This is a genomic window from Vibrio sp. La 4.2.2, assembly GCF_027586995.1.
Lineage (GTDB): Bacteria > Pseudomonadota > Gammaproteobacteria > Enterobacterales > Vibrionaceae > Vibrio > Vibrio mediterranei.
This window is the reverse complement of sequence record NZ_JAPPTJ010000008.1, coordinates 170121-195148: the sequence shown is the minus strand read 5'-3', so window position 1 is coordinate 195148 and position 25028 is coordinate 170121. Positions and strand designations below refer to the sequence as shown.

17 protein-coding genes and 1 other annotated feature (1 of these 18 only partly in view) are annotated in these 25028 nt (G+C 45.6%); of the genes, 12 read left to right on the top strand and 5 right to left on the bottom strand.

The window, feature by feature from the left end:
* Positions 1-100: a sequence feature (Thr leader region), on the bottom strand (it extends 16 nt beyond the left edge of the window).
* A gap of 277 nt (positions 101-377) precedes the next feature.
* Positions 378-851: a hypothetical protein gene (locus tag OH456_RS18970; protein WP_006072904.1), complete on the top strand. Its 474-nt coding sequence runs from the start codon at positions 378-380 to the stop codon at positions 849-851.
* A 23-nt stretch (positions 852-874) separates the two neighbouring features.
* On the opposite strand, the gene OH456_RS18965 is transcribed toward OH456_RS18970, so the two are convergent.
* Together OH456_RS18965 and OH456_RS18960 are read right to left on the bottom strand one after the other, a co-directional pair.
* Entirely contained in the window at positions 875-1357 is a 483-nt protein-coding gene (locus tag OH456_RS18965) for a putative 4-hydroxy-4-methyl-2-oxoglutarate aldolase (RefSeq protein WP_006072903.1), read from the bottom strand.
* Between the two features lie 100 nt (positions 1358-1457).
* Complete coding sequence (locus OH456_RS18960) at positions 1458-1847, bottom strand: DUF3293 domain-containing protein (RefSeq protein WP_270034047.1); 390 nt, start codon at positions 1845-1847, stop codon at positions 1458-1460.
* A 329-nt stretch (positions 1848-2176) separates the two neighbouring features.
* On the opposite strand from OH456_RS18960, the gene arcA reads away from it, so the two are divergent.
* Complete coding sequence (gene arcA, locus OH456_RS18955) at positions 2177-2893, top strand: two-component system response regulator ArcA (protein ID WP_006072901.1); 717 nt, start codon at positions 2177-2179, stop codon at positions 2891-2893.
* Between the two features lie 70 nt (positions 2894-2963).
* On the opposite strand, the gene OH456_RS18950 is transcribed toward arcA, so the two are convergent.
* The 3 genes from OH456_RS18950 to OH456_RS18940 form a co-directional block, all read right to left on the bottom strand.
* Positions 2964-3434 carry a hypothetical protein gene (locus OH456_RS18950; RefSeq protein ID WP_006072900.1) on the bottom strand — a complete coding sequence of 157 codons (471 nt, stop codon included), beginning with the start codon at positions 3432-3434 and terminating at the stop codon, positions 2964-2966.
* Positions 3431-5782: an aerobic respiration two-component sensor histidine kinase ArcB gene (gene arcB / locus OH456_RS18945; RefSeq protein WP_006072899.1), complete on the bottom strand. Its 2352-nt coding sequence runs from the start codon at positions 5780-5782 to the stop codon at positions 3431-3433. The genes OH456_RS18950 and arcB overlap by 4 nt, the downstream gene beginning before the upstream one ends.
* Before the next feature lie 68 nt (positions 5783-5850).
* Positions 5851-6789 carry a TIGR01212 family radical SAM protein gene (locus tag OH456_RS18940; protein WP_062459844.1) on the bottom strand — a complete coding sequence of 313 codons (939 nt, stop codon included), beginning with the start codon at positions 6787-6789 and terminating at the stop codon, positions 5851-5853.
* Positions 6790-7315: 526 nt separating this feature from the next.
* On the opposite strand from OH456_RS18940, the gene gltB (OH456_RS18935) reads away from it, so the two are divergent.
* From gltB (OH456_RS18935) to OH456_RS18890, 10 genes are all read left to right on the top strand, one after another.
* The gene (gene gltB / locus OH456_RS18935) at positions 7316-11863 is read left to right on the top strand and encodes a glutamate synthase large subunit (RefSeq protein WP_006072897.1); all 4548 of its coding nucleotides are present in this window, start codon (positions 7316-7318) and stop codon (positions 11861-11863) included.
* On the top strand, positions 11863-13332 hold the full coding sequence (locus OH456_RS18930) for a glutamate synthase subunit beta (RefSeq protein ID WP_006072896.1): 1470 nt from the start codon (positions 11863-11865) through the stop codon (positions 13330-13332). Before gltB (OH456_RS18935) ends, OH456_RS18930 begins: the two co-directional genes overlap by 1 nt.
* Positions 13333-13703: 371 nt before the next feature.
* Positions 13704-18167 (top strand): glutamate synthase large subunit, encoded by a 4464-nt coding sequence (gene gltB / locus OH456_RS18925; RefSeq protein ID WP_006072895.1) that lies wholly within the window; start codon positions 13704-13706, stop codon positions 18165-18167.
* Between the two features lie 18 nt (positions 18168-18185).
* Complete coding sequence (locus OH456_RS18920; protein ID WP_270034046.1) at positions 18186-19598, top strand: FAD-dependent oxidoreductase; 1413 nt, start codon at positions 18186-18188, stop codon at positions 19596-19598.
* A gap of 89 nt (positions 19599-19687) precedes the next feature.
* Complete coding sequence (locus OH456_RS18915) at positions 19688-20128, top strand: DUF1499 domain-containing protein (RefSeq protein ID WP_006072893.1); 441 nt, start codon at positions 19688-19690, stop codon at positions 20126-20128.
* 85 nt (positions 20129-20213) lie between these two features.
* On the top strand, positions 20214-20909 hold the full coding sequence (mtnN, locus tag OH456_RS18910) for a 5'-methylthioadenosine/S-adenosylhomocysteine nucleosidase (protein ID WP_006072892.1): 696 nt from the start codon (positions 20214-20216) through the stop codon (positions 20907-20909).
* Between the two features lie 48 nt (positions 20910-20957).
* The gene (locus OH456_RS18905) at positions 20958-21911 is read left to right on the top strand and encodes a cobalamin biosynthesis family protein (protein WP_270034045.1); all 954 of its coding nucleotides are present in this window, start codon (positions 20958-20960) and stop codon (positions 21909-21911) included.
* A 4-nt stretch (positions 21912-21915) separates the two neighbouring features.
* Positions 21916-22734: a vitamin B12 ABC transporter substrate-binding protein BtuF gene (gene btuF, locus OH456_RS18900; protein WP_006072890.1), complete on the top strand. Its 819-nt coding sequence runs from the start codon at positions 21916-21918 to the stop codon at positions 22732-22734.
* Between the two features lie 113 nt (positions 22735-22847).
* Positions 22848-23456, top strand: a complete 609-nt coding sequence (locus OH456_RS18895; RefSeq protein WP_412104864.1) for a TRIC cation channel family protein — start codon at positions 22848-22850, stop codon at positions 23454-23456.
* Positions 23457-23571: 115 nt separating this feature from the next.
* Positions 23572-25026: an ATP-binding cassette domain-containing protein gene (locus OH456_RS18890; protein ID WP_006072888.1), complete on the top strand. Its 1455-nt coding sequence runs from the start codon at positions 23572-23574 to the stop codon at positions 25024-25026.
* Positions 25027-25028 lie beyond the last annotated feature (2 nt).

Here is a 25028-nt window from a genome sequence, read left to right as displayed (position 1 = left end):
TCTTGGGGATACAGGCCTTGTTTTTGAATTTCTTCCGTCTACCAGCCCGCCCCAACATTGGTAATGTCGGTAATAATAATCGTGGTGGTCATTACTACGTGCTGGCAACTAAACATAGGGTCTTCTTAAAAATCTCTTATGTGCTTACCCATACGTTTAACCTATTTGTTGTAGCTGAGTCAATTAAAAAATGTACTTTTATTGCTTTAGCGGCGTTTTTTTCTTAAACGCATAGAAATTGATAATTGCAGATAACTTATTCAGTTAGGATCTTTATTAATAACCAATTGCTATATAGATTTACAACTTTTTGCTTAGTTTATGTGCTTTAATTAGAAGTCAATAGACTATAAAAACAATAACCAAGGAGTGGTGCTATGAAAGCAGTGTCTTTTTACGCTTTACCCTTGCTATTGTTCTCAGGAATGTCCCTCGCGGTAGACCTACCTACGCTGCCTTCGCAACATGACGCCTCCCCTCATAACTTCTTTCTTTCTTCAGGCACTAAGCTGGGTAGCAGTGATTCTTTTGATACTTGGAATATTGATAGTGGCTATTCCTATTCAATCTTTGACTCGTTAGATGTTTACATCGGGGCTCGATTGAATAATTCGCACGAGTCGATAGACCAAGGATTTTTGAGTGGCGTTAGCTACAATGTGTCTGACCGTATCTCGGTAAAAAGCACACTTCGTGGCTACCAATATGAAGAGAATAACGAAAAGCAAGGCGCAATGGCTGCGGAAATATCAAGTAGGATGAGATTAACCGAAAACCTAGACGTTCACGCCACCTTCGATTTTGAGAAGATACAACAAGGCGTTGAAGTGGGTCTAGGCTTCCGTTTTTAACTGAGCATCAGTTCAAGCATGACTTAAAACTCTAATGCTTCTTTAGCGATCAATACCCCATTCCAATCAGAATAAACGTAATGCCCAGGTTGAACGATTTGGTTGTTCATCGTTAATGTAACGTTGATTTGACCTGCTCCACGTTTTTCTGTTTTGAAAGGACATGCCGCTAGCGCTTTAACTCCCAGATCCATTTCCGCCATAGCCGCCACGTCCCGAACTGCGCCATTCACAATCACGCCTTCCCATCCGTTTTCTATTGCCATAATCGCGAGTTGGTCCCCAAGCAGTGCTTTGGCACAAGAACCATTACCGTCAACAAAGAGTACTTTGCCTGTACCATTTTGCCCTAACACTTCTCTCACCATTGAGTTATCGTGGTAACAGCGTACCGTTACAATCTCTCCCCAGAACGCGGCACGTTGCCCGAAATTTTGCAGTGGCAAATTCAGCAACATGACTTTATCTTCGTGTTGGTCACAAATATCAGGTGTGATATCTCTCATTTTTCCTCCGTGATTTTTTGCTCAATAGCCATGCTAGTAGCAAGTCTTTAGAAGAGCATTAAATTAAAATCCTTTATCGCCTATCCGGTAATTTTTTCTGCTAACGTAAGAAATCACCCAATCGGCCTAATTTTTTTTGCGTTTGACTCTCATCACAGGAAACCAAAAACAGTACACCATTTTCTACCCAATAAATGGCATTTTGCTGGTATTTTTGCGCTAACTCACAGCCTTGCGTTAAAGTCATTTCTACCGCAAAGCTGTCTTCAACCCAGCTAAAACTCGGGTTTCCCACCTTAACATTTTGGTAGTTATAAATTTTGAGTCTTTGCTCTAAGTTGAGGTTTTTTATGCAATTTAGTTCGTTAGACAGTTTACGACTCTGTGGGTTCCAAGCCGTTATGATCACGTAATTTTCGCTGTCCCACTCAGTGATAAATTCTATGCAAATTTCTGAATAGGAACGCCACAAGTGTGCATCAATACTCATATTATCTAAATTGTTGTATTTGCCCAATACTATTAATATTTGTTACAAAGGCGCTATTGATTTAAATCAACAAAGTGCATGGAATTAACATTTGACCATTGTTAGCATGCTGTTAACATTATAGAATTCGCCTCAATGACATAGCAGAATAATAAGAGATTTAAGGGATTTCTCGTTTTTTTGGCAACATCACGGAAGGCGACTTAACCTGTAACTGTTTCTACGATTTTGAGTAAACATCTAAGAAACATTACCTATATGTTAACTTTTTGCCTAGAATTTATTCTACTAGCGACAGAATTATCACAAGTTTAAATTAGGTACCGCCGATGCAAAGCCCGCAGATTCTTATTGTTGAAGATGAGCAAGTAACCCGTAACACCCTTAAAAGCATTTTTGAAGCAGAAGGATATGCTGTATTCGAGGCCAGCGACGGTCAGGAAATGCACCAAGTCATGTCTGAGAACTCTGTAAACCTTGTTATCATGGATATCAACCTTCCTGGTAAAAACGGTTTACTACTAGCTCGTGAACTTCGTGAGCAAGCTAATGTAGCATTAATGTTCTTGACTGGTCGTGACAACGAAGTTGATAAAATTCTAGGTTTAGAGATTGGCGCTGATGATTACATCACTAAGCCATTCAACCCTCGTGAATTAACTATCCGTGCACGTAACCTGTTAACTCGTTCAATGAGCACAAGTGCCGCTACTGAAGAAAAACGCAGCGTTGAGAAATATGAGTTCAACGGTTGGGTTCTTGATATCAATAGTCGCTCACTAGTTAGCCCAAGTGGCGACGGCTACAAGCTACCTCGTTCAGAGTTCCGTGCTCTACTGCACTTCTGTGAGAACCCAGGTAAGATTCAAACTCGCGCCGATCTTCTTAAGAAGATGACTGGTCGTGAGCTTAAGCCTCACGATCGCACTGTAGATGTAACGATTCGTCGTATCCGTAAGCACTTTGAGTCGGTTTCTGGTACTCCAGAAATCATCGCAACTATCCACGGTGAAGGCTACCGCTTCTGTGGTGATCTAGAAGAATAATCATCTTCTAACGAATAGCAAAAGGGACGCACTATGCGTCCCTTTTTTAATGTAAGCGATTCGGCCTCAATCAATATACCGTATCCACATTCACTTGTTTGTTGACGACCCAAGTTTGTTTGTCACCACCAACCAGCTGCACAGCAACATCTACTGGCTTAGTAATGTTGACTTCTAACTGCCAGTTAAACGCCACTTCCCACTGATTCTCTGAGTGATTTCGCAGTTCAAAGTCATCACCTTCAAACTCCCAAGACACATCACCTTGTTTCAATACCACCATAGCGACATCCATATCAGCTGGTAGCTGCGTGTCAGTCACTAGGTTTAATGCACCGTGAAGAGTTTGTTCTTTTACCAATGCCGTTGTTTCACCAATTTTTGGCATCATATCGATCCAAAGGTTCGACTCTAGACGAACAGTCTGCTGCTCAACCATAGCAGTATTTCCCGTCATCCATACTTTTGAGTCTGTCGCTGGAGAGGTTGCACAACCGGCTAAAGCTGCAGAAAGTGCTAGTGCTGTGAGTATTTTCTTCATTTTGATTCCTTACTTTCCAACCACATTTTAAGTACTTGAATATCATTGTGATATTCGTTTTTTATCTCTTCAACCCAATCTTCAATGTTCTCCCACCATGCTGGCATATCCGGAGACTGAGCCTTCTGGGCAACTGATTGAATGCGTTTTAAGCCAATAGACCCAGCAGCACCTTTAATCTTATGTGCTTCAGAGGCAATGCCGGATTGATCTTTCGCAGTCATGTTCGAATCCAGTATCTCGAGATAGTCTGGCATCATTTGCTCGAACATAGTGATGCTATCGTACACAGGTTTGGTGCCGACAATATCAACATAAGAGTCCAACATATCGAAATCTAATAGTCGATTAAACAGTTCGTCATTGATATCTGTTTTCTCAACTACGGTTGCTTCTTCAACGTCAGTAGACTCTTCATCGCCAGCAAACTTGTTAATGACTTCCGTGAGTGCTTTAACACTCAATGGCTTACTGATAGCGTCATCCATACCTTTTGTTAGGTACTCTTGCTTATCCTTTAGCACATTCGCCGTTAAAGCGACCAAAGGAGGCAATTGTGTGTAGTGCTCCCTAAAATTCTGTGCAACATCAAAGCCCGTCATATCAGGTAACTGAATATCGAGCAACGCAAGGTCATACTCTTCTGGCTTAAACGTCGCGATGGCTTCTTCGCCCGTCATTGCAACACTGACTGTATGCCCTAAGCTTTCCAACAGCGAACGTGCAACCGTAATGTTCAACTCTATATCTTCCAGTAAGAAAATATTGAGACTACCTTGTTGCTTCACTTCTACTGGAGCCAATTGTTGTTTATCAGCACAAGGGACATTGATGGATACCGTAAATGTACTTCCAAACCCCTCTTCACTGTCTACCGTGATGTCACCATCCATCATCTTTATCAGTTGCTTAGAAACCGCAAGACCAATTCCGGTGCCCACAGCATGTAAATTGTCTTTCCCTGACTTCACCTGATAATACATAGCGAAGATCTTATCAAGTTCGTGCTGAGGAATACCTATTCCAGTATCTTCAACTTCGATAATGATATGAGCATAATTATCTTCAATATCCGCACTGATGGTCATCACAACGCCACCCTGCTTAGTGAACTTCATGGCGTTGCTAACCAGATTCCAAATCACCTGACGCAGTCTCGTCGCATCGACTACCACGCCTTCTGGGAGATCCGTTAAACGCTCAAGATCAAATCGTAACCCTTTCTGCTCCGCCATAAGAGCCGAAATGCTCTCAAGTTCAGTGACAAAGTCTTCAAAGTTCAGTGGTTCAGGGAAAAGCTCAAGCTTACGTCTATCAAACTTATCCATATCAATTATGTCATTAAAGATATGGCCTAGCGTGATGGCACTGACGTTAATAGTTTGCATGTGCTTACGCTGTTCAGTATTTAGATGGCTATCAAGTAACATTCGGCTCAAACCGACAATGCCATTTAACGGTGTACGCAGCTCATGACTAATGGTCGAAATAAACGTTGTTTTGTCTCGACTCGCTTTCTCTAATGACTCTTGATGACGCTTACGCTCGGTGATATCACGACCAAAACCAACCAGCCCAAGGTGCTTACCATCTTTGCTATAGAACGGCACCTTACGCAGTTCATAGAAACATTTCTTGCCATCTGGGTACTCTAACCACTGCTCATACGTCAGTGCTTGGTTATCACCCATCACTTTATGGTCGGTTTCAACAACTTGTTTAGCGATCTCTTCAGAGTAAACGTCCCATGGTGTCAAACCCACTAGCTCTTTTTCTTTTCGACCAGTCAACTCTTCCATCGCCCGGTTACAACCAGAGAAGACACCTTCCGCATTGCGGTAATAGATCAAGTCGGGAGAAGCATCAATAAATGAACGCAGTAAAGCGGTTCGTTCAGCCAGCTCTAGTTGAGTACGTTCACGTTGAAACACCTCATTTTCTAGATCCTTCATCGCCTCTTCACGCGCTTCCTCCGCTTTTTGTCTCTCTTCAATCTCTTGATTGAGTTTGCGAATATTTTGTTGCAGCTTGTGGTTCAAATCTTGGTCACGCGAACGCATGTCTTTTAGTTTAGAAACCATCTTAGAGAGACGCTGACGTGATTCTTCCAACTGGTCGACAACAACAGAGAGAAAATACACAGCCCACGGAGTAATAAGCAGACCGAAAAATACCGAACGGACAATATCGATGTCATCTACACGCCCGTTCAAAACAAGGGTAATACCCACCTGAACCACAACGGCTAATGCCACCAAAGCCAATGCGAGAAGAATAGAAAAACGAACAATGCCGAGCTTTACTAACAAGTCGACATAATATTGAGCGAGGTTTTTGATAGGTTTCATTCAGCACTCCGTGCGTTACAACTGGCCTAAGTCTATCATTAAGCCAGTAGCTTCACACGGTAGTAGAATTATTTGAGAACAGGTTTGTGATAAATAAACGGATTCAGAGTCAATGAGCCCTGTTGGCCTTGTTTGGTTAACACTCGGCCTAGCTCTGTCATCGCTAACCAACGGTTCTCACACCAAAGTGGCGACAACAAGGTCGGTCTTCGCGCGGAAGAGGAGACGCGGTGAAAAATGATCTCTGCTGGCGTACGACGAATCATTTCACTGGCCACATCTAAGTAAAACTCTAGCGTTGGCGCTTCTAATCTCCCAGCACGCCACGCCTTAGCCATCGTACTGCCTTCAACAATATGTAAACCGTGCAATTTAATGCCATCCGTTCCGGTGGCCAGCACCTTGTCTAGAGTAACAAGGTTATCTTGCTTTGATTCATTTGGCAGACCGACGATAAGATGTGTACATACCTTGATTCCAAGTGCACGAGCGCGTCGGGTGATTTCATCGTACACAGCAAAATCATGGCCTCGATTTATGCGTTTAAGTGTGTGATCGTGAGCCGTTTGTAGCCCTAGCTCCAACCAAATTTCATATCCTTGCTCGACATACCCAGCCAAAAGCTCTAGTACGGACTCAGGAACACAATCAGGGCGCGTTCCGACACACAATCCGACAATGTCAGCATACTTAAGTGCTTCTTCGTACATGTTTTTCAACACCTGTACTTCTGCATAAGTGCTGGTGTAAGCCTGAAAATAAGCGAGATACTTCTTTGCACGCTTCACTTCACCAGCACGATCCGTGAGCTGTTCATGAATGGATTGAATCTGTGTCTCTTCACTTGCAAAGGAGGCAACATTACAAAATGTACAACCGCCACGACCTATCGTGCCGTCACGGTTAGGGCAGCTAAAACCTCCGTGTAGGGTCAGTTTGTGAACTTTTTCACCGTATCGACGCTGGAGATCTTGGCCGATGGTATTCACCAACTCATGTAATTGCATGTTCGAAAAACCTATTAATAAGAATGAATCTCACTCTAATTAGTGAAACTAAATTACATCCCTGCAAAAGAAAACCATGCATCGTATCAACGAGCGGGAAAAGCATGCTTAACCAAAATCAATAAATATTCATAAAAACAACAGAAAAACGGCAAATGTTGCATGTATGTTATTAGATATATTCAAAAGTAGATAAAAAAAATGTGGAACAGACGTAACTTTCGTTGGAATTACACAGCGCAAAATTGTAGGATACTTACACAATTCTGCTGTTTTTGCCGTTTTTATTACAGTACGAATTAGTAGATTGAAGGTTGATATTCTACTCCCACCAACATATTCCACTGGATTGTGGAAAGATGACATTGAATATCACCACGGAATGTTTTTCTCGCAACACTTTTCCTGCGAGATGCAGAATGGACTCGAAAACTGCCCCCTCTGGCAGTCAAGAATCAAAATTACAAAGGACAAGGCACAATCACACACTCAAGTTGTGCCTAGATTAAACTGGAAGGAAGTATCTATGGTAGATAGAGAGCAGAATACACAAGGTCTGTATACTCCAGAGTTGGAGCATGACGCTTGTGGTATCGGTTTTGTTGCTCACCTAAAAAACCGTAAATCACACGAAGTAGTGACCCAAGCCCTGGATATGCTAGCGCGCATGGAACACCGTGGCGGTCAAGGCTGCGATCCATGCAGTGGCGATGGCGCAGGTATCCTACTTCAGAAGCCCCATGAATTTCTTTTGGAAGAAGCTGTCAAGCTTGGTATCAAGCTGCCTTCTTTTGAGAAATACGGTGTTGGTGTTGTTCTTTTCCCGAAAGACGAGCACAAACGCGCACAATGTCGTGACATTCTAGAGCGCAATGCACAACGTTTAGAGTTGGAAGTAATTGGATATCGTGTCTTACCAACTGACAACTCAATGATTGGTGCTGATCCATTGAGCACTGAGCCACAATTCGAACATGTATTCGTTTCTGGTGGTCCGGGCTGTACGCCTGAAGAGCTAGAACGTAAGCTTTACGTATTACGTAACTACACAGTACGCGTTTGCTTAGAAAGTGTGTCTAACATTGGTGATGACTTCTACATCAATTCAATGTCGTACAAGACACTGGTTTACAAGGGCCAGCTCACTACTGAGCAAGTACCTCAGTACTTCCTAGATCTACAAAATCCAACGATGGTGACAGCGCTTGCACTGGTTCACTCTCGTTTCTCTACCAATACTTTCCCGAAATGGCGCCTAGCGCAGCCTTTCCGTTACATTGCCCACAACGGTGAAATCAACACAGTTCGCGGTAACCTGAACTGGATGAAGGCTCGTGAAGCGATCATCGAATCTGACTTGTTCACACAAGCAGAAATCGACATGCTGCTCCCGATCTGTCAAGAAGGCAGCTCGGATTCATCAAACTTCGATATGGCACTAGAGCTCCTGGTTCTTTCTGGTCGTAGCCTGCCACATGCGTTGATGATGATGATCCCTGAAGCATGGCAAGAAAACAAAAACATGGACCCAACACGTCGTGCATTCTACCAGTATCACGCGAACGTAATGGAACCATGGGACGGACCTGCATCGGTGTGCTTTACTGACGGTGTTCAGGTAGGTGCAACGCTTGACCGTAACGGTCTGCGCCCGTCGCGCTATACCGTGACTAAAGATGACTTCTTGGTGATGGCATCAGAATCTGGTGTTGTCGACATTGAGCCAGAGAATGTTGAGTTCCGTGGTCGTCTGCAACCTGGTCGTATCTTCGTTGCTGACCTAGAGCAAGGTCGGATCATCTCTGATGAAGAAGTGAAAGATGGCATCGCAAGTGCTCAGCCATACCAGAAATGGGTGGAAGAGAACCTGCTTAGCCTGAAAAAGCTTCCAGACGCGAGCAACGAATTCAGCCAACCTTCTCCAGAGAAGCTACTGCACAAACAGCAAGCGTTTGGTGTTAGCTCAGAAGAAGTGAACGAAATCATTGTACCTATGGCAAAAGATGGCAAAGAGCCATTGTCTGCAATGGGTGCTGACTGGCCACTAGCGATCCTTTCGCACCAGTCACAACATCTGTCTAACTACTTTAAGCAGCTATTTGCTCAGGTTACCAACCCACCAATCGACCCGATTCGTGAACGTATGGTGATGTCTCTGAACACTTACCTTGGTAAAGATCAGAACCTACTATCGGAATCTCCGGAGCACTGCCAAAAAGTTGAGCTAGAGTCCCCAGTTCTATCTAACTCTGAACTTGAGAAGCTGCGTGCTATCGATAATGAACATCTGCAAGCGAAAACTCTGGATATTGTTTTCCAAGCAAGTGAAGACGAAGGTAAGCTAGAGCGTGCACTAAAACGTATCTGTCAATACGCTGAAGATGCGGTTATCGATGGTTACTCAATCATTCTATTAACTGACCGAGCTATCAACTCTAACCATGCCGCTATCCCAGCGATGCTGGCGGTAGGCGCGGTTCACCACCACCTGATCCGCAAAGGCTTGCGTGCTAAGTGTGACATCGTAGTAGAAACGGGTGACGCACGTGAAACGCACCACTTTGCAACGCTTGTTGGTTACGGTGCAAACGCGGTTAACCCATACCTCGTTATCGAGACCATGGTTGAGCTACAACGCACTAAAAAACTGGATCCAGAAACCAGCATCTCTGAGCTGTTCGAGAACTACCGTAAGTCGATCAACGGCGGCCTATTAAAGATTTTCTCGAAAATGGGTATCTCCACACTTCAGTCTTACCATGGTGCACAAATCTTCGAAGCGCTAGGTATCAGTAAGTCTGTAGTTGAGAAGTATTTCACGGGTACGGTTTCACGTATTCAAGGCCTTACCATCGACGATATCGCCAAAGAAGTCTTGGTTCGTCACCGTATTGGTTTCCCAACACGTGAAATTCCAGTTCAAGTTCTTGATGTGGGTGGGGTTTATCAGTGGAAACAGCGTGGTGAAAAGCACCTGTTTAACCCAGAAACTATTTCTCTACTGCAAGAGTCAACTCGCAACAAAGATTACTCTCAGTTTAAGAAGTATGCGAAAGCCGTCGATGACCAAGGCGATAACGCTGCGACTCTGCGTAGCCAATTAGACTTCGTTAAGAACCCAGCAGGCTCCATCCCGCTGGAAGAAGTTGAGCCAATTGAAAACATTCTGAAGCGCTTTGCTACAGGTGCGATGTCATTCGGTTCTATCTCTTACGAGGCTCACTCAACACTTGCTGTAGCCATGAACCGTATCGGTGCTAAGTCTAACTCAGGCGAAGGCGGTGAAGATCCAACTCGTTTCGAGCGTAAAGAAAACGGTGACTGGGAACGCTCAGCAATTAAGCAGGTTGCATCAGGTCGTTTCGGTGTCACGTCTTACTACTTAACTAACGCTGATGAGCTACAAATCAAGATGGCTCAAGGTGCGAAGCCGGGCGAAGGTGGTCAGCTACCAGGTGATAAAGTCGATGACTGGATCGGTGCGACTCGTCACTCAACTCCAGGGGTTGGTCTAATTTCTCCACCGCCACACCACGATATCTACTCAATCGAAGATTTGGCTCAGCTGATCTACGACTTGAAGAATGCGAACCGTGCTGGTCGTGTCAACGTGAAACTGGTATCCGAAGCGGGCGTTGGTACTATCGCCTCAGGTGTAGCGAAAGCGAAAGCGGACGTTGTCCTTATTGCTGGTTTCGATGGTGGTACAGGTGCATCACCAATGTCTTCAATTCGCCACACTGGTCTTCCTTGGGAGCTAGGTTTGGCAGAAACACACCAAACGCTTCTGAAGAACGGTCTGCGTAACCGTATCGTGGTTCAATCTGATGGTCAGATGAAAACACCGCGTGACCTTGCGGTAGCAACTCTGCTAGGTGCTGAAGAATGGGGCGTCGCAACTGCAGCGCTTGTGGTTGAAGGCTGTATCATGATGCGTAAGTGTCATAAGAACACCTGCCCAGTGGGTATCGCAACGCAAAACAAAACACTACGTGAGCGCTTCGATGGTCGCGTAGAAGATGTTGTTACCTTCTTCCAATACATGGCTGAAGGCTTACGTGAAGTGATGGCTGAACTTGGTTTCCGCACTATCGATGAGATGGTGGGTCAATCTCACAAACTAAAAGTTCGTGAAGATATTGGTCACTGGAAATATAAGAACCTCGACCTAACACCTGTACTACATATTGAACAGGCTCGTGAGCAAGATGGCGTTTACAACCAAACGGAACAAAACCACAACCTAGAACAGGTTCTGGACCGTAAGTTAATTCAAGCAGCGATTCCAGCACTTGAGAAAGGCGAAGCCGTAAATGCTGAGTTCCCTATCATCAACACCGACCGTTCGGCTGGTACCATGCTGTCGAATGAGATTTCTAAAGTCTACAAGGACCAAGGTCTACCTCAACCAATGAACGTGAAGTTCACCGGCAGCGCAGGTCAATCATTCGGCGCTTTCCTTGCTAAAGGCGTTAAGTTTGAAGTGGAAGGCGATGCGAACGACTACTGGGGTAAAGGTCTGTCAGGCGGTACATTAGTACTCTACCCTGATGCGAAATCAACGATTGTCGCTGAAGATAACATCGTGGTTGGTAACGTATGTTTCTACGGTGCAACGTCTGGTGAATCCTTCATTCGCGGTATGGCTGGTGAGCGTTTCTGTGTACGTAACTCTGGTGCCAAAGTCGTTGTTGAAGGTGTTGGTGACCACGGTTGTGAATACATGACTGGCGGTGCGGCCATCATCCTTGGTTCGACAGGACGTAACTTTGCGGCTGGTATGAGTGGCGGTGTTGCCTACGTTTGGGATACAGCGGGGGATTTTGAAACCAAGCTAAACCCTGAATTGGTCGACCTAGACCCAATCGAACAAGAAGATCGCGAACTACTTAAAGATATGCTGACTAAGCATGTAGAGTTCACAGGAAGTGAAGTCGCTCAGTCGTTCTTAGATAACTTTGAAGTAAGCCTAGCGTCACTCGTTAAGGTTATGCCGCGTGACTACAAAGCGGTACTTCAAAAGCGCAAAGCAGAAGCTGAGCAAGCTCAAACGGAAGAAGTGGAGGCAGTATAATGGGTAAGCCTACTGGATTTTTAGAACATGGTCGCGAGCTTCCAAAGAAGCTCGACCCAGCCGTTCGTATTGAAGACAACAAAGAGTTCGTACTAAACGAAGAGTTTGGCGACAAAATCAATACTCAGGCTTCTCGTTGTATGGATTGTGGCGTGCCGTTCTGCCACAGTGGTTGCCCAATCGGCAATATCATCCCAGAGTTCAACGATGCCGTATATCGTGATAGCTGGGAAGAAGCTTGGAACATCCTAAGTTCTACTAACAACTTCCCTGAGTTTACAGGTCGCGTCTGTCCGTCTCCTTGTGAGAGCGCTTGTGTACTTGGCATTAACCAAGACCCTATCACCATCTGTAATATCGAGAAAACTATCGTTGAAACAGCATACCGCGAAGGTTATGCAAAACCGAAAACGCCACGTTCTCGTTCTGGTAAAACTGTTGCTATCATCGGTTCTGGCCCTGCTGGTCTCTCTGCCGCTGAACAGCTCAACAGTGCAGGTCACTCTGTGACTGTATTTGAACGCGATGAGAAAGTGGGTGGCCTACTTCGCTTCGGCATCCCAGATTTCAAACTGGGTATGGACATCATTGACCGTAAGATCAATCTGATGGCAGAAGCTGGCGTTGAGTTTAAAGTAAACCAACATGTGGGCGTTGATGTTAATGCTCAGCAACTGCGCCAAGAGTTTGATGTGGTGCTGTTAACAGGTGGATCTACCGTTCCTCGTGACTTACCTGTTCCTGGACGTGAACTTAAAGGCGTACATTTCGCTATGGAGTTCCTTGCTCAGAATAACCGTCGTGCTAACGATATGGATCTGAAAGGCGAAGAAATCCACGCTAAAAATAAGCACGTTGTGGTTATCGGCGGTGGCGATACAGGTTCTGACTGTGTTGGTACATCAAACCGTCATAAAGCGGCGAGTGTTACTCAGGTCGAAATCATGCCGATTCCACCAGAAAAACGCCCTGCGAATATGCCTTGGCCTCAATACCCAATGATTATGAAAACAACCACTTCTCATGAAGAAGGCTGTGACCGTCATTGGAATATCCTGACAAAAGAATTCATCGGTAACGATGAAGGTCAAGTAACAGGTCTTCGTATTGCTGACATCGTATGGAAAGACGCAGCGCCAGGTGAACGCCCAAGTTTTGAAGAAGTGGCTAACTCTGAGCGTGTCATTCCTTGTGATATGGCATTCCTAGCAATGGGCTTCTTACACCCAGAACCAACGGGCGTATTAGCACAACTTGATATCAAACTGGATGAGCGAGGAAACGTAGCGTCACAAGGTTTCCAAACGAACCAGCAAGGTGTTTTTGCCGCAGGTGATATGCGTACTGGTCAGTCTCTGGTCGTGCGTTGCATCAACGAGGGACGTGAGTGTGCACGAGCCATCGATGAATACCTTATGGGCAACACCAACCTTGAAGCGAAAGCAGATTCATTAATGCTTTCAGCCTAAAGGTTGTCTGTCTGGTTACACCAATAAGTAACTAACAGTATTCCTTCCTAATTTGGCCAGCAGTTTGCTGGCCTTTTTTGTGTCCGTCTTCATTGCAACCCCAACAAACTGTTAACCTTCTCACTATTTCACAGCAATGACTTGTCACTTATCGCAGATAAATCGTTTGAATTTCTGAATCATACACAACAAATTTCTGAAAACTTGACCTTTATCGCCATAAGCTATACGTTGTGAAGTTCGTGAAAATAGAATAGATACAATTTGTTAAGTCTATAAATTCTAAAAATTTGACGCAAATAACAACAAAAAGTCATTAAAAAGCATTAATTTACTGTCAGGATGACAGCAAGCTCAAAGGGAGAAAGGCAATGGCTCTTTACGATCCAAGTCTTGTAAAAGACAACTGTGGATTTGGTCTTATTGCGCATATGCAAGGTCAGCCCAGCCACAAACTGGTTCGCACCGCAATCTCAGCATTAGACCGCATGACTCACCGTGGCGGTATCAACTCAGATGGAAAAACAGGCGACGGATGTGGCCTACTACTCCAAAAACCGGATTCTTATTTTAAACTCATCGCAGAAGAAAATGGTTGGAACCTCGGCAAACAATACGCCGTAGGCATGCTATTTCTTTCCAAAGACCCGGTAAAAGCGCAGTCAGCGAAAGATATCATCAACCAAGAATTGTCACAGGAAACACTCACTGTTTCCGGTTGGCGAGACGTTCCTACCAATGATGACGTACTTGGTCCAATCGCACTGAGCTCGGTACCTAACATCGTTCAAGTCTTTATTTCTGCACCCGCAGGTTGGCGTGAACAAGATGTTGAACGACGCTTGTATATAGCTAAACGTCGCATTGAAAAGCGCATCATCGATGATGAAGATTTCTATATTTGTAGCTTATCGACACAAGTGATCGTCTATAAAGGGCTGTGCATGCCAGCTGATCTTCCACGCTTCTATCTCGATCTTGCTGATCTCCGCATGGAGTCATCGATCTGCCTATTCCACCAACGTTTCTCAACGAATACTCAACCTCGCTGGCCATTAGCACAGCCATTCAGATATTTGGCGCACAATGGTGAGATCAATACTATTGAGGGGAATAGACAATGGGCAAAAGCGCGTGCCTACAAGTTCGCATCACCTCTCCTGCCTGACTTACAAACCGCTGCGCCATTCGTGAATGAGACTGGCTCAGATTCATCCAGCTTAGATAACATGCTGGATCTGTTCCTGTCTGGAGGTATGGATATCTTCCGTGCCATGCGTATGCTTGTGCCACCAGCATGGCAAAATCACCCAGACATGGATCCTGATTTACGCGCCTTCTATGACTTCAACTCCAAACACATGGAGCCATGGGATGGACCTGCTGGGATCGTATTATCTGATGGTCGCTATGCTGCATGTAACCTAGATAGAAACGGCCTACGTCCAGCGCGTTACGTGATTACCAAAGACAATTTGATTACCTTAGCGTCTGAAGTGGGTATCTGGGACTACGCGCCTGATGAAGTTGCAGAGAAAGGTCGTGTTGGCCCCGGCGAGCTGCTTGTTGTCGATACTCAACAAGGTGAGCTATGGCATTCAGAAGACATAGATAACGATCTAAAGAGCCGTCATCCTTACCGCGAGTGGATGGAAAACAACGTCCACAAACTGACCTCCTTTAGTGAATTACCGGACGACCAAGTCGGAGCTCGCAGTTTTGATGAACCCCTGCTGAAAACCTATCAAAAGCAGTTCGCTATGACGAACGAAGAGACGGATCAGGTATTACGTGTTTTAGGTGATATGGGCCAAGAAGCCGTCGGCTCTATGGGTGATGATACCCCAATGGCAGTCCTCTCTTCTAAAGAGCGCTTGGTCACCGACTATTTCCGTCAGAAATTTGCTCAGGTCACCAACCCACCAATTGATCCACTGCGCGAAAAGCATGTGATGTCATTGGCGACCAGTGTTGGCCAAGAGATGAATGTATTTTGTGAGACCGATGGTCACGCTTATCGAGTCACATTCGACTCTCCAGTACTCCTTTACTCTGATATGCAGCAACTGTTAGAGCTGAGTGATAAGCACTATCGCAATACTATTTTGGACATTAATTACGACCCAAATGAGAAAGATCTCAAGCAAGCTCTGCTTGACCTTTGCGATAGTGCCGAGAGCGTCATCAAGCAAGGAACCGTTTTATTGGTTCTCTCAGATCGAGCTCTAGTCAAAGGAAAACTACCTATTCCGGCAGCAATGGCCGTCGGCGCGGTGCAAACTCGTTTAATCGAAGCCAACTTACGTTGTGACGCCAATATTATCGTTGAAACTGCAACGGCCCGAGACCCTCACCAATTTGCTGTATTGCTTGGTTTCGGCGCTACGGCTATCTACCCTTATTTGGCCTACGAAGCACTTGGTAAACTGATCGATGATGGTGCTATTGATAAGTGCTACCGAGACGTGATGCAAAACTATCAATACGGTATCAATAAAGGTCTGTATAAAATTATGTCCAAAATGGGCATTTCCACCGTAGCCTCCTATCGCTGCTCTCAGCTGTTCGAAGCCGTTGGTCTGCACACCGACATCGTCGATCTTTGCTTCAAGGGAGTGACTACTCGTATTCAAGGTGCAAACTTCGAAGATTTCCAACAAGACCTGTTTAACCTAGCTAGAAAAGCATGGGCAAAACGCAAGCCTGTCGAGCACGGTGGACTACTAAAATATGTTCATGACGGCGAATACCACGCCTACAACCCAGATGTTGTTGGTACGCTGCAAAAAGCAGTGAAAAGTGGTGAATCATCTGATTATCAGACGTTTGCCAAACAAGTAAATGAACGTCCTGTGTCTATGCTGCGCGATATGATGGCGCTTAAAAAGTCAGACTCACCACTGGCACTAGACAAAGTCGAGCCGAATTCAGAGCTGTATAAACGTTTCGATTCTGCTGCAATGTCCATTGGTGCTTTAAGCCCAGAAGCTCATGAAGCACTGGCCATGGCGATGAATAAGCTTGGCGGATATTCCAATTCAGGTGAAGGTGGCGAAGATCCACGTCGATTTGGCACTAATCGTAACTCTCGCATTAAACAAATTGCCTCTGGACGTTTTGGTGTCACGCCGCACTATTTGACTAATGCCGATGTATTGCAAATCAAAGTTGCTCAGGGTGCTAAACCCGGTGAAGGCGGACAGCTTCCTGGCCATAAAGTGACAGCGGAGATTGCCAAACTGCGCCATTCAGTACAAGGTGTTACCTTGATTTCCCCACCTCCTCACCACGATATCTATTCTATTGAGGATTTAGCACAGCTGATTTTCGACCTTAAACAAGTCAACCCAAATGCGCTCGTGTCAGTTAAGTTGGTGTCTGAGCCGGGAGTTGGCACCATCGCAACAGGAGTAGCAAAAGCCTACGCCGATCTTATCACTATTTCCGGCTACGATGGCGGCACTGCGGCGAGTCCACTAACGTCGGTCAAATACGCAGGTTGTCCTTGGGAACTCGGTCTGGCTGAAACTCAACAAGCTCTTGTTGCCAACAACTTAAGACACAAGATTCGTCTTCAAGTTGATGGAGGTCTTAAAACAGGGCTTGATGTAGTCAAAGCTGCAATTTTAGGTGCGGAAAGCTTTGGATTTGGTACTGCACCAATGGTGGCTATGGGTTGTAAGTTCTTACGTATTTGTCACTTGAATAACTGTGCCACGGGCGTAGCCACTCAGGATGAGACCTTACGAAAAGAGTACTTTAAGGGCTTACCTGAAATGGTGGTCAACTACTTCACAGGTCTTGCTGATGAAGTAAGAGAGTTACTCGCTCAGTTAGGAGTAGAGAAGCTTACTGATCTTATCGGTCGTACTGATCTGCTCGAGAGTCTCGAAGGTATGACCGCGAAACAAGCCAAGCTTGACCTGTCGAATATCTTGGAGGCCCCAATCTCTCCTCTTTCGCTGCCTTTGTACTGGACAGAGCCAAATCAGCCGTTCGATAAAGCACTGCTAAACCAAAAGATTGTCGAAGAAACACAAGCTGCGGTCGAGGCTAAATCAGGTGGTAGCTTCTACTTTGATATCCGTAATACCGATCGCTCTGCAGGAGCGAGACTCTCAGGTGAAGTCGCCAAACGTTATGGCAACCAGGGAATGGCGAGTCGCCCTATTAAGCTTTACCTCGATGGTACAGCGGGTCAGTCTCTTGGGGTATGGAACGCGGGTGGTGTTGAAATCTATCTAACCGGTGATGCTAACGACTATGTAGGCAAAGGCATGGCTGGCGGTAAGCTGGTCGTGAAGCCGCATGTCGGTACAACATTCACTTGTAATGAGGCCACTATCATTGGTAACACCTGTTTATATGGCGCCACTGGCGGTAAGTTGTTCGCCGCAGGGACCGCTGGCGAGCGTTTTGGTGTCCGTAACTCAGGCACGATTGCAGTTATCGAAGGTGCAGGTGACAACGCTTGTGAGTATATGACTGGTGGCATCGTGGCGATTCTAGGTGCAACAGGCGTGAACTTCGGTGCGGGTATGACGGGCGGCTTTGCCTATGTAATGGATACTAACGAGGATTTTGAAGGGCGTGTGAACACCGAATCTGTCGAAGCTATCTCTTTATCCGACCTCTATATTCACCAAGAACACCTTCGTGGACTGATTGCCGAGCATTTAGAAGAAACCGGCTCTGTGCATGCTGAGAATATTCTGGCGAACTTTGATGAATGGATTCCAAAGTTCTACCTAGTCAAACCAAAAGCTGCGGATTTACGCACACTACTTGGTCATCAAAGCAGAAGCGCCGCTGAGCTGCGCGTTCAAGCACAATAATTGGAAGGAGCCAGAATTATGAGCCAGAACGTATACCAATTTATTGATGTGAACCGCGTCGACCCAGCTAAAAAGCCGCTCAAGGTTCGCAAAATTGAGTTTGTAGAGATTTACGAACCCTTTACGAAGCAACAAGCAACCGCTCAAGCAGACCGATGTCTTGACTGTGGTAACCCTTATTGTGAGTGGAAATGCCCCGTTCATAACTATATCCCTCAATGGCTTAAACTGGCGAATGAGGGACGAATCATTGAGGCTGTCGAGCTATCACATCAAACCAACAGTCTACCTGAAGTCTGCGGGCGAGTTTGTCCACAAGATCGCCTTTGTGAAGGCTCGTGTACACTCAACGAAGATTTTGGTGCCGTTACTATAGGTAATGTCGAGAAATACATTACCGACAAAGCCTTTGAAATGGGCTGGAAGCCGGATATGTCCCATGTGGAGTGGACGGACAAGAAGGTGGCTATCATAGGTGCAGGCCCGGCGGGACTCGCCGCTGCCGATATCCTAGTTCGTAATGGTGTTAAGCCCGTTGTCTTTGACCGCTACCCAGAAATCGGCGGACTGCTGACATTCGGTATCCCATCGTTCAAGTTGGAAAAGGATGTCATGTTAAACCGACGTCGAATCTTTAGCGAAATGGGCGTCGAGTTTCAGCTCAATACTGAAGTGGGCAAAGATATCGGCATGGCAACACTAGTCAGAGACTATGATGCAGTATTTTTAGGTGTAGGCACTTATAAAAACATGCGGGCAGGTCTGACAAATGAAGAGGCTCCTGGTGTATTTGATGCCCTACCATTTTTGATTTCCAACACCTACAAAGTTATGGAGTTGGAAGCCTCTGAGCCTTTCATTGATATGAAAGGTAAAAAAGTGGTCGTGCTTGGTGGTGGTGATACAGCGATGGACTGTGTCAGAACGTCTATTCGCCAAGGAGCTAGTAGCGTTGTCTGTGCTTATCGACGAGATGAGGCTAACATGCCGGGCTCCCGACGCGAGGTAAAAAATGCTCGTGAAGAAGGCGTGAACTTTATGTTCAACTTGCAGCCTCTAGGTATAGAGGTGGATGCCAATGGCAACACATGCGGCGTTAAAGTAGTGAAAACGGCACTAGGTGAGCCCGATGAGGTTGGTCGTCGTCGTCCAGAACCAGTAGAGGGCAGTGAACACGTTCTTGCCGCTGATGCTGTTATCATGGCGTTCGGTTTTCAACCGCACCAGATGTCATGGCTTGAACCTCACGGTGTAGAACTCGATCAATGGGGACGGATCAAAGCTCCAGCCTCTCAAGAATTTATGTATCAGACGACCAATGAGAAGATCTTCGCTGGTGGTGATGCAGTTCGTGGTTCAGATCTCGTGGTTACTGCCATTGACGAAGGGCGCAAAGCGGCAGAAGGCATACTAGACTTCTTAGAGGTCTAACACCAGACACGCCATTCCGATCTTCATCAATCAGAATGACCATTGTTTTCTTAGCCCAGCCTAGCTGGGCTTTTGTTTAAGGGATGATTATGACATTACCCAAGTGGCTTACACTTTCTTCAGTGATGATCCTAACCGCATGCGGTGCAGGTTATAAAACAACAACGGACCGGACAGAGCAACCCTGTGGCGATAGTCCTCGGTGTGTTTCAACTCAAGATAGCCGAGAAGAGTTTACACTTGCCCCATTCACATTGACGCCAAACACCAATATCAATCAGATAGAACAAGTCGCCTTAACCCTTCCGAATGCCGAAGTTGCGGCCAAAGAAGGCAATTATCTGCGAGTCGAATACACCTCCAGTGTTTTTCGCTATGTCGATGATATGGAGCTAAAAATTGAAGGAGACCAATTATTGGTTCGCTCCGAAGCTAGAATTGGCTATTACGACTTTGACGTGAACCGTGAAAGAGTTGAAGCATTTCGCCTCAAGTTGATCGAATCAGGACTGATTAAAGCAAACCCTTGAGTAATTGCTATAGCAATGGTTGGGCTGTGCAAAGACTATTGCTATACTGCACGCCAAATACGTTTTCCAACCTGAGAGAATCTCTATGAAAATCGGCGTAATCGGCGCAATGGAACAAGAAGTTTCCATCCTAAAATCAGCATTAACAAACCTTGTTGAAACTAAAAAAGGCGGTTGCACCTTCTTTACTGGTCAACTTAACGGAGCAGACATTGTCTTGCTACAGTCAGGTATTGGCAAGGTAGCGGCAGCTGTAGGAACAACGATTCTTCTTAGCGATTACCAACCTGATGTGGTTATTAACACAGGTTCTGCAGGTGGCTTTGAGTCTTCACTCAACCTAGGAGATGTCGTCATCTCCACTGAAGTTCGTCATCACGACGCTGATGTGACGGCATTTGGCTATGAAATTGGTCAGATGGCGGGTCAACCAGCGGCCTTCGCTGCCGACGCTAAATTGATGGAAACAGCAGAACAAGCGCTTGCACAGATGAAAGATAAGCACGCAGTACGTGGTCTAATTTGTACTGGTGATGAGTTTGTATGTCGTCCAGAGCGTCAAGAAACTATCCGTAAGAACTTCCCTGGTGTTATCGCTGTCGAGATGGAAGCATCAGCTATCGCGCAAGTTTGCCACCAGTTCAATACACCTTTCGTAGTGGTACGTGCTATCTCTGACGTGGCAGACAAAGAGTCACCAATGAGCTTCGAGGAATTCCTACCTTTGGCAGCGCAAAGCTCGTCTGAAATGGTAGTAAATATGGTGGATTTGCTTAAGTAACCCTTCAACTTAAGCCTCCTAAGGGAAATAAAACGCAAGGACTGCTGAATGAGCTCTTTTCTAGAGAGTTTATATGGAAATGGCGCACTACTGGTAATGTGGAGTGCGCTGTTATTTCATCTGCTAATTCCAATCCCCTCCGCCGCTCATCCTGTTCGATTTTGGCAGCAGATTGCTGCGCTAGTAGCAGGTAAAGTCAATTCCCCATCGTCAACAAACGAGCAACAACGCCTTGCGGGTTGGCTTGCCCTGTTACTAATGTTAGTCCCCACTAGCCTAGTACTTTGGGCTCTTGAGCCATTAGTTTGGAAGCCAGAATTCTATCAATTAGCCTTGCTTCTCTTGGCCATTGATTGGCGCAACAACGAACAGTACGCCCACAAACTTATTAATGCCCTCGCTCAAGAAGATAAAGCCAATGCGCGTAGACTGTTGTCAACCAAAGTAAACCGAGAGACCAACAACCTATCGCTTCTGGGCATAGGCAAGGCAGGCTCTGAAACTCTACTTCTGAGTTATGCTAGAAACGTAGTCGGCGTGCTGTTTTGGTACGGCGTTAGTGGTGGTGTTGGCGCTTTGCTGTATCGACTGACTTTAGAGCTCGCTCGCAATTGGAGTCCTAGCCAAAAAGGCTTTGCTAGTTTCGGTAAACCTATTGCTTGGCTATTTTCACTTTTGGATTTCGCACCCCAGAAGCTGTTTTCAATATTCATGTTTGCTGGTCTGCCCATTACCTCTATTAAACACGCCATAATGCAAGCTAAATCGTGGCATAACCCAGTCACGGCTTGGCTCATCAGTGGCTGTGCACACCGTTTTGAGCTTGCTCTTGGTGGGCCAGCTATCTATCAAGGTGAAAAACTTCAGCGAGCACGTATCGGCGGAAAAGTAGCACCATCAGCTTATCACTTGGCCTTGTTGCAGAAACACATTGCTTGGCGTATCTATTTTTGGCTAGTGATGCAGAGCCTAGTCATGTTTATCATTCACAGAGGTTTCTAATTTCATGAAGAATTGGCTCATACTTGTCATTACTTTTTTGGCAACTCAACATGCTCTAGCAGACACACAACGTATTATCAGTTTAGCTCCTCATGCTACGGAACTGGCGTATGCCGCAGGACTTGGCGATAAGCTTATCGCAGTAAGTGAATACAGTGACTATCCAGAGCAAGCGAAAGAGTTGGAGCGAGTGGCCAATTACCAAGGTATCAAATTGGAACGAATCGTAGCGATGCAACCTGACCTCATTCTTGTCTGGCCTGCGGGAAACCCTGCACGTGAATTGGAGAAACTAGAAAAGCTGGGATTTAACCTATTTTACTCACAAACCAAAACTCTCGATGATATCGCTATCAACATCGAGAAATTAAGCCAATATGCCGATGACCCTTCCATTGGCTTAAACGCAGCCAAAGAGTTTCGTCGAGGTTTAGCGCAGTTAAAGCAAAAATATGACACAGAAACACCCGTTCGCTACTTTTACCAGCTAAGTGAAAAGCCCATTATCACCTTAGCGCAAGGCAGTTGGCCGAGCGAAGTGTTTGAGTTTTGTGGTGGTGAAAATATTTTTGCCGATAGCAAAGCCCCCTATCCACAAGTCAGCCCTGAACAAGTAATAGTTCGCCAGCCCCAAGCCATTTTTACTTCAGAACATGCCATTAAAAACGGCACCATGTGGCACAAGTGGCAGCGGGAGTTACCAGCAGTTAGCCAACATCATGTGTGGTCATTGACGTCTGACTGGCTAAACAGACCAACACCAAGAACACTTCTAGCCATACAACAGGTTTGCAAGTATCTGGATCAGGTAAGAACTCAATAATAATTGAGAGATGGATCACATTCAGCTACGAACCACTAGGCGCAATCGTTAAATCCCGTAAAATTGGCGAACTTTCCTTTTAATGCTTCAGTGAGAAACTAGCTGTGGACTCCATGCTCTATTTGGTCGACTTATTTGGTACGGCAGTGTTTGCGATATCAGGAGTGATACTTGCAGGAAGACTCAGGATGGATCCTTTTGGTGTAATGGTACTCGGTAGCGTCACAGCGATAGGTGGCGGCACGATTCGAGACATGGCACTCGGTGCAACGCCAGTTTTCTGGATCACCGACAACACTTACCTTTGGGTCATTTTCATCACCTGTATTGTGACCATGCTATTGATTCGCCATCCACGTCGACTTCCTTGGTATGTGTTACCAGTGTGCGATGCCGTTGGTCTTGCGGTTTTTGTCGGTATAGGGGTTGAGAAGTCAATGCTATTCCAAGACTCCTATATGGTTGCAGTCATTATGGGGGTAATTACCGGATGCGGTGGCGGTATTATTCGGGATGTGCTGGCTCGCGAGGTCCCTATGGTACTGCGCCGTGAGGTATACGCAACAGCCTGTATCATAGGTGGTGTTTTCCATACTTCAGCTCTGTTACTTGGTGCTTCTTCAGAAGTGGCCTTCTTGTGTTGTATTGTTGCAACGCTGGTTATTCGCTTAGGCGCTATTCGCTGGCACTTATCCTTACCTACGTTTGCTTTAGATAAGTAACCTGATTACCAAAAGCTAGAGATAACAATCTCTAGCTTTTACTCTTCATTTTTCCCTTTCGCTTTAGTATGTTGGTTCATTCATCGTCTCTCAGACCAATGACAGGGAAAAGTCTATGGATGTCATCTTCAATCACGTTTCTTTTGACCAAGCTGGTTCTATCTCTATTCCAGATTGGCGCATTCAATCTGGTGAACATTGGGCAGTATTTGAAACCCAAGGCAATGTAGGCTCCTTATTAGGCGACTTATTGTGCCAAGAAATCCTTCCTAAAGAAGGGGAGATTCTTGGTTTACAAACCGGCATCGCACAAGTTTCTTTAGCAGAACAGCAGCGATTACTTGAACTAGAAAATGCCAATGACGATACCGACTTTATGGATCGAATCGATTTTGGTCGCACCGTGATTCAACTGGTATCCGAGTTTGCCAGCAACGAAACTGTAGCAGAGCAGTTGATTCAAGAGCTGGATCTTTTGCACTTAAAAGAGCGAGGCTTTAAGCAACTATCAACCGGCGAAACACGTCGCGTTATGTTAGCCAGAGCATTAGCAACCTCACCTAAACTGCTTATTTTGGATGAGCCATTTGTCGGCTTAGATACGCTGCATCGCAAGATGCTCGCCGACTACCTTCGCGACCTATCACTGCATATTCAATTGGTGGTGATCACCTCAAGGGAAGATGAAATCCCTGTTTGGGTTAATCATGTCGCGATGTTTGAAGATGGTACATTGACCGAGCAACTAAGCTACCAGCAATGGCGCGCTCACCCTGTCATTTCACAGCTACTGGCTCAATCTTCAGCTCAAAGCGAACAATGGCTTGCGCTAATTCGTAAGCATCAACATCAATCGAAGTTTCCAGACCCCTTGGTTAAAATTACCGATGGACACGTAGAATACGTCGACCAAAAAATATTCTCCGGCGTAAACTGGCAGATTAACAATGGAGAGCACTGGCAAGTTCGTGGACCAAACGGTTGTGGAAAAAGTACATTGCTCGGCATGATCTTTGGCGATCATCCACAATGTTATAGCAATGACATTCTGATTTATGGTTTGAAGCGCGGCAGCGGAGAAACCGTTTGGGACATCAAACAGCATACTGGCATGGTCTCTTCTGCACTTCACTTGCAATATCGTGTCAGTTGCAGCGCCTTGGAAGTCTTGCTATCGGGCTTTTTCGACTCTATCGGACTTTATGATAAGCCTAGCCAAAATCAGATAGATGCGGCGAAAGAGTGGTTAACGCTGCTTCATATGGAGCACTTGCACGACCGTTCTTTTAAGTCCCTCGAATATAGTCAACAAAGACTCCTTTTAATTGCTCGAGCTATTATCAAACAGCCTACTATCCTTATCTTGGATGAGCCTTATCAAGGGCTTGATTTTCTAGGCCGTAAGCTGGTGATGAATGCCCTCGATATGATAGCCAAAGAAAACTTAAGCCAGTTGCTCTATGTCTCCCATTATGTGGAAGATGAACTAGACAGCATTCACCATTTTGTCGATTTTATTAAAGATGAAGACGATGAATACTATCGCGTTGAACTCACACAGCCTATGTAGGA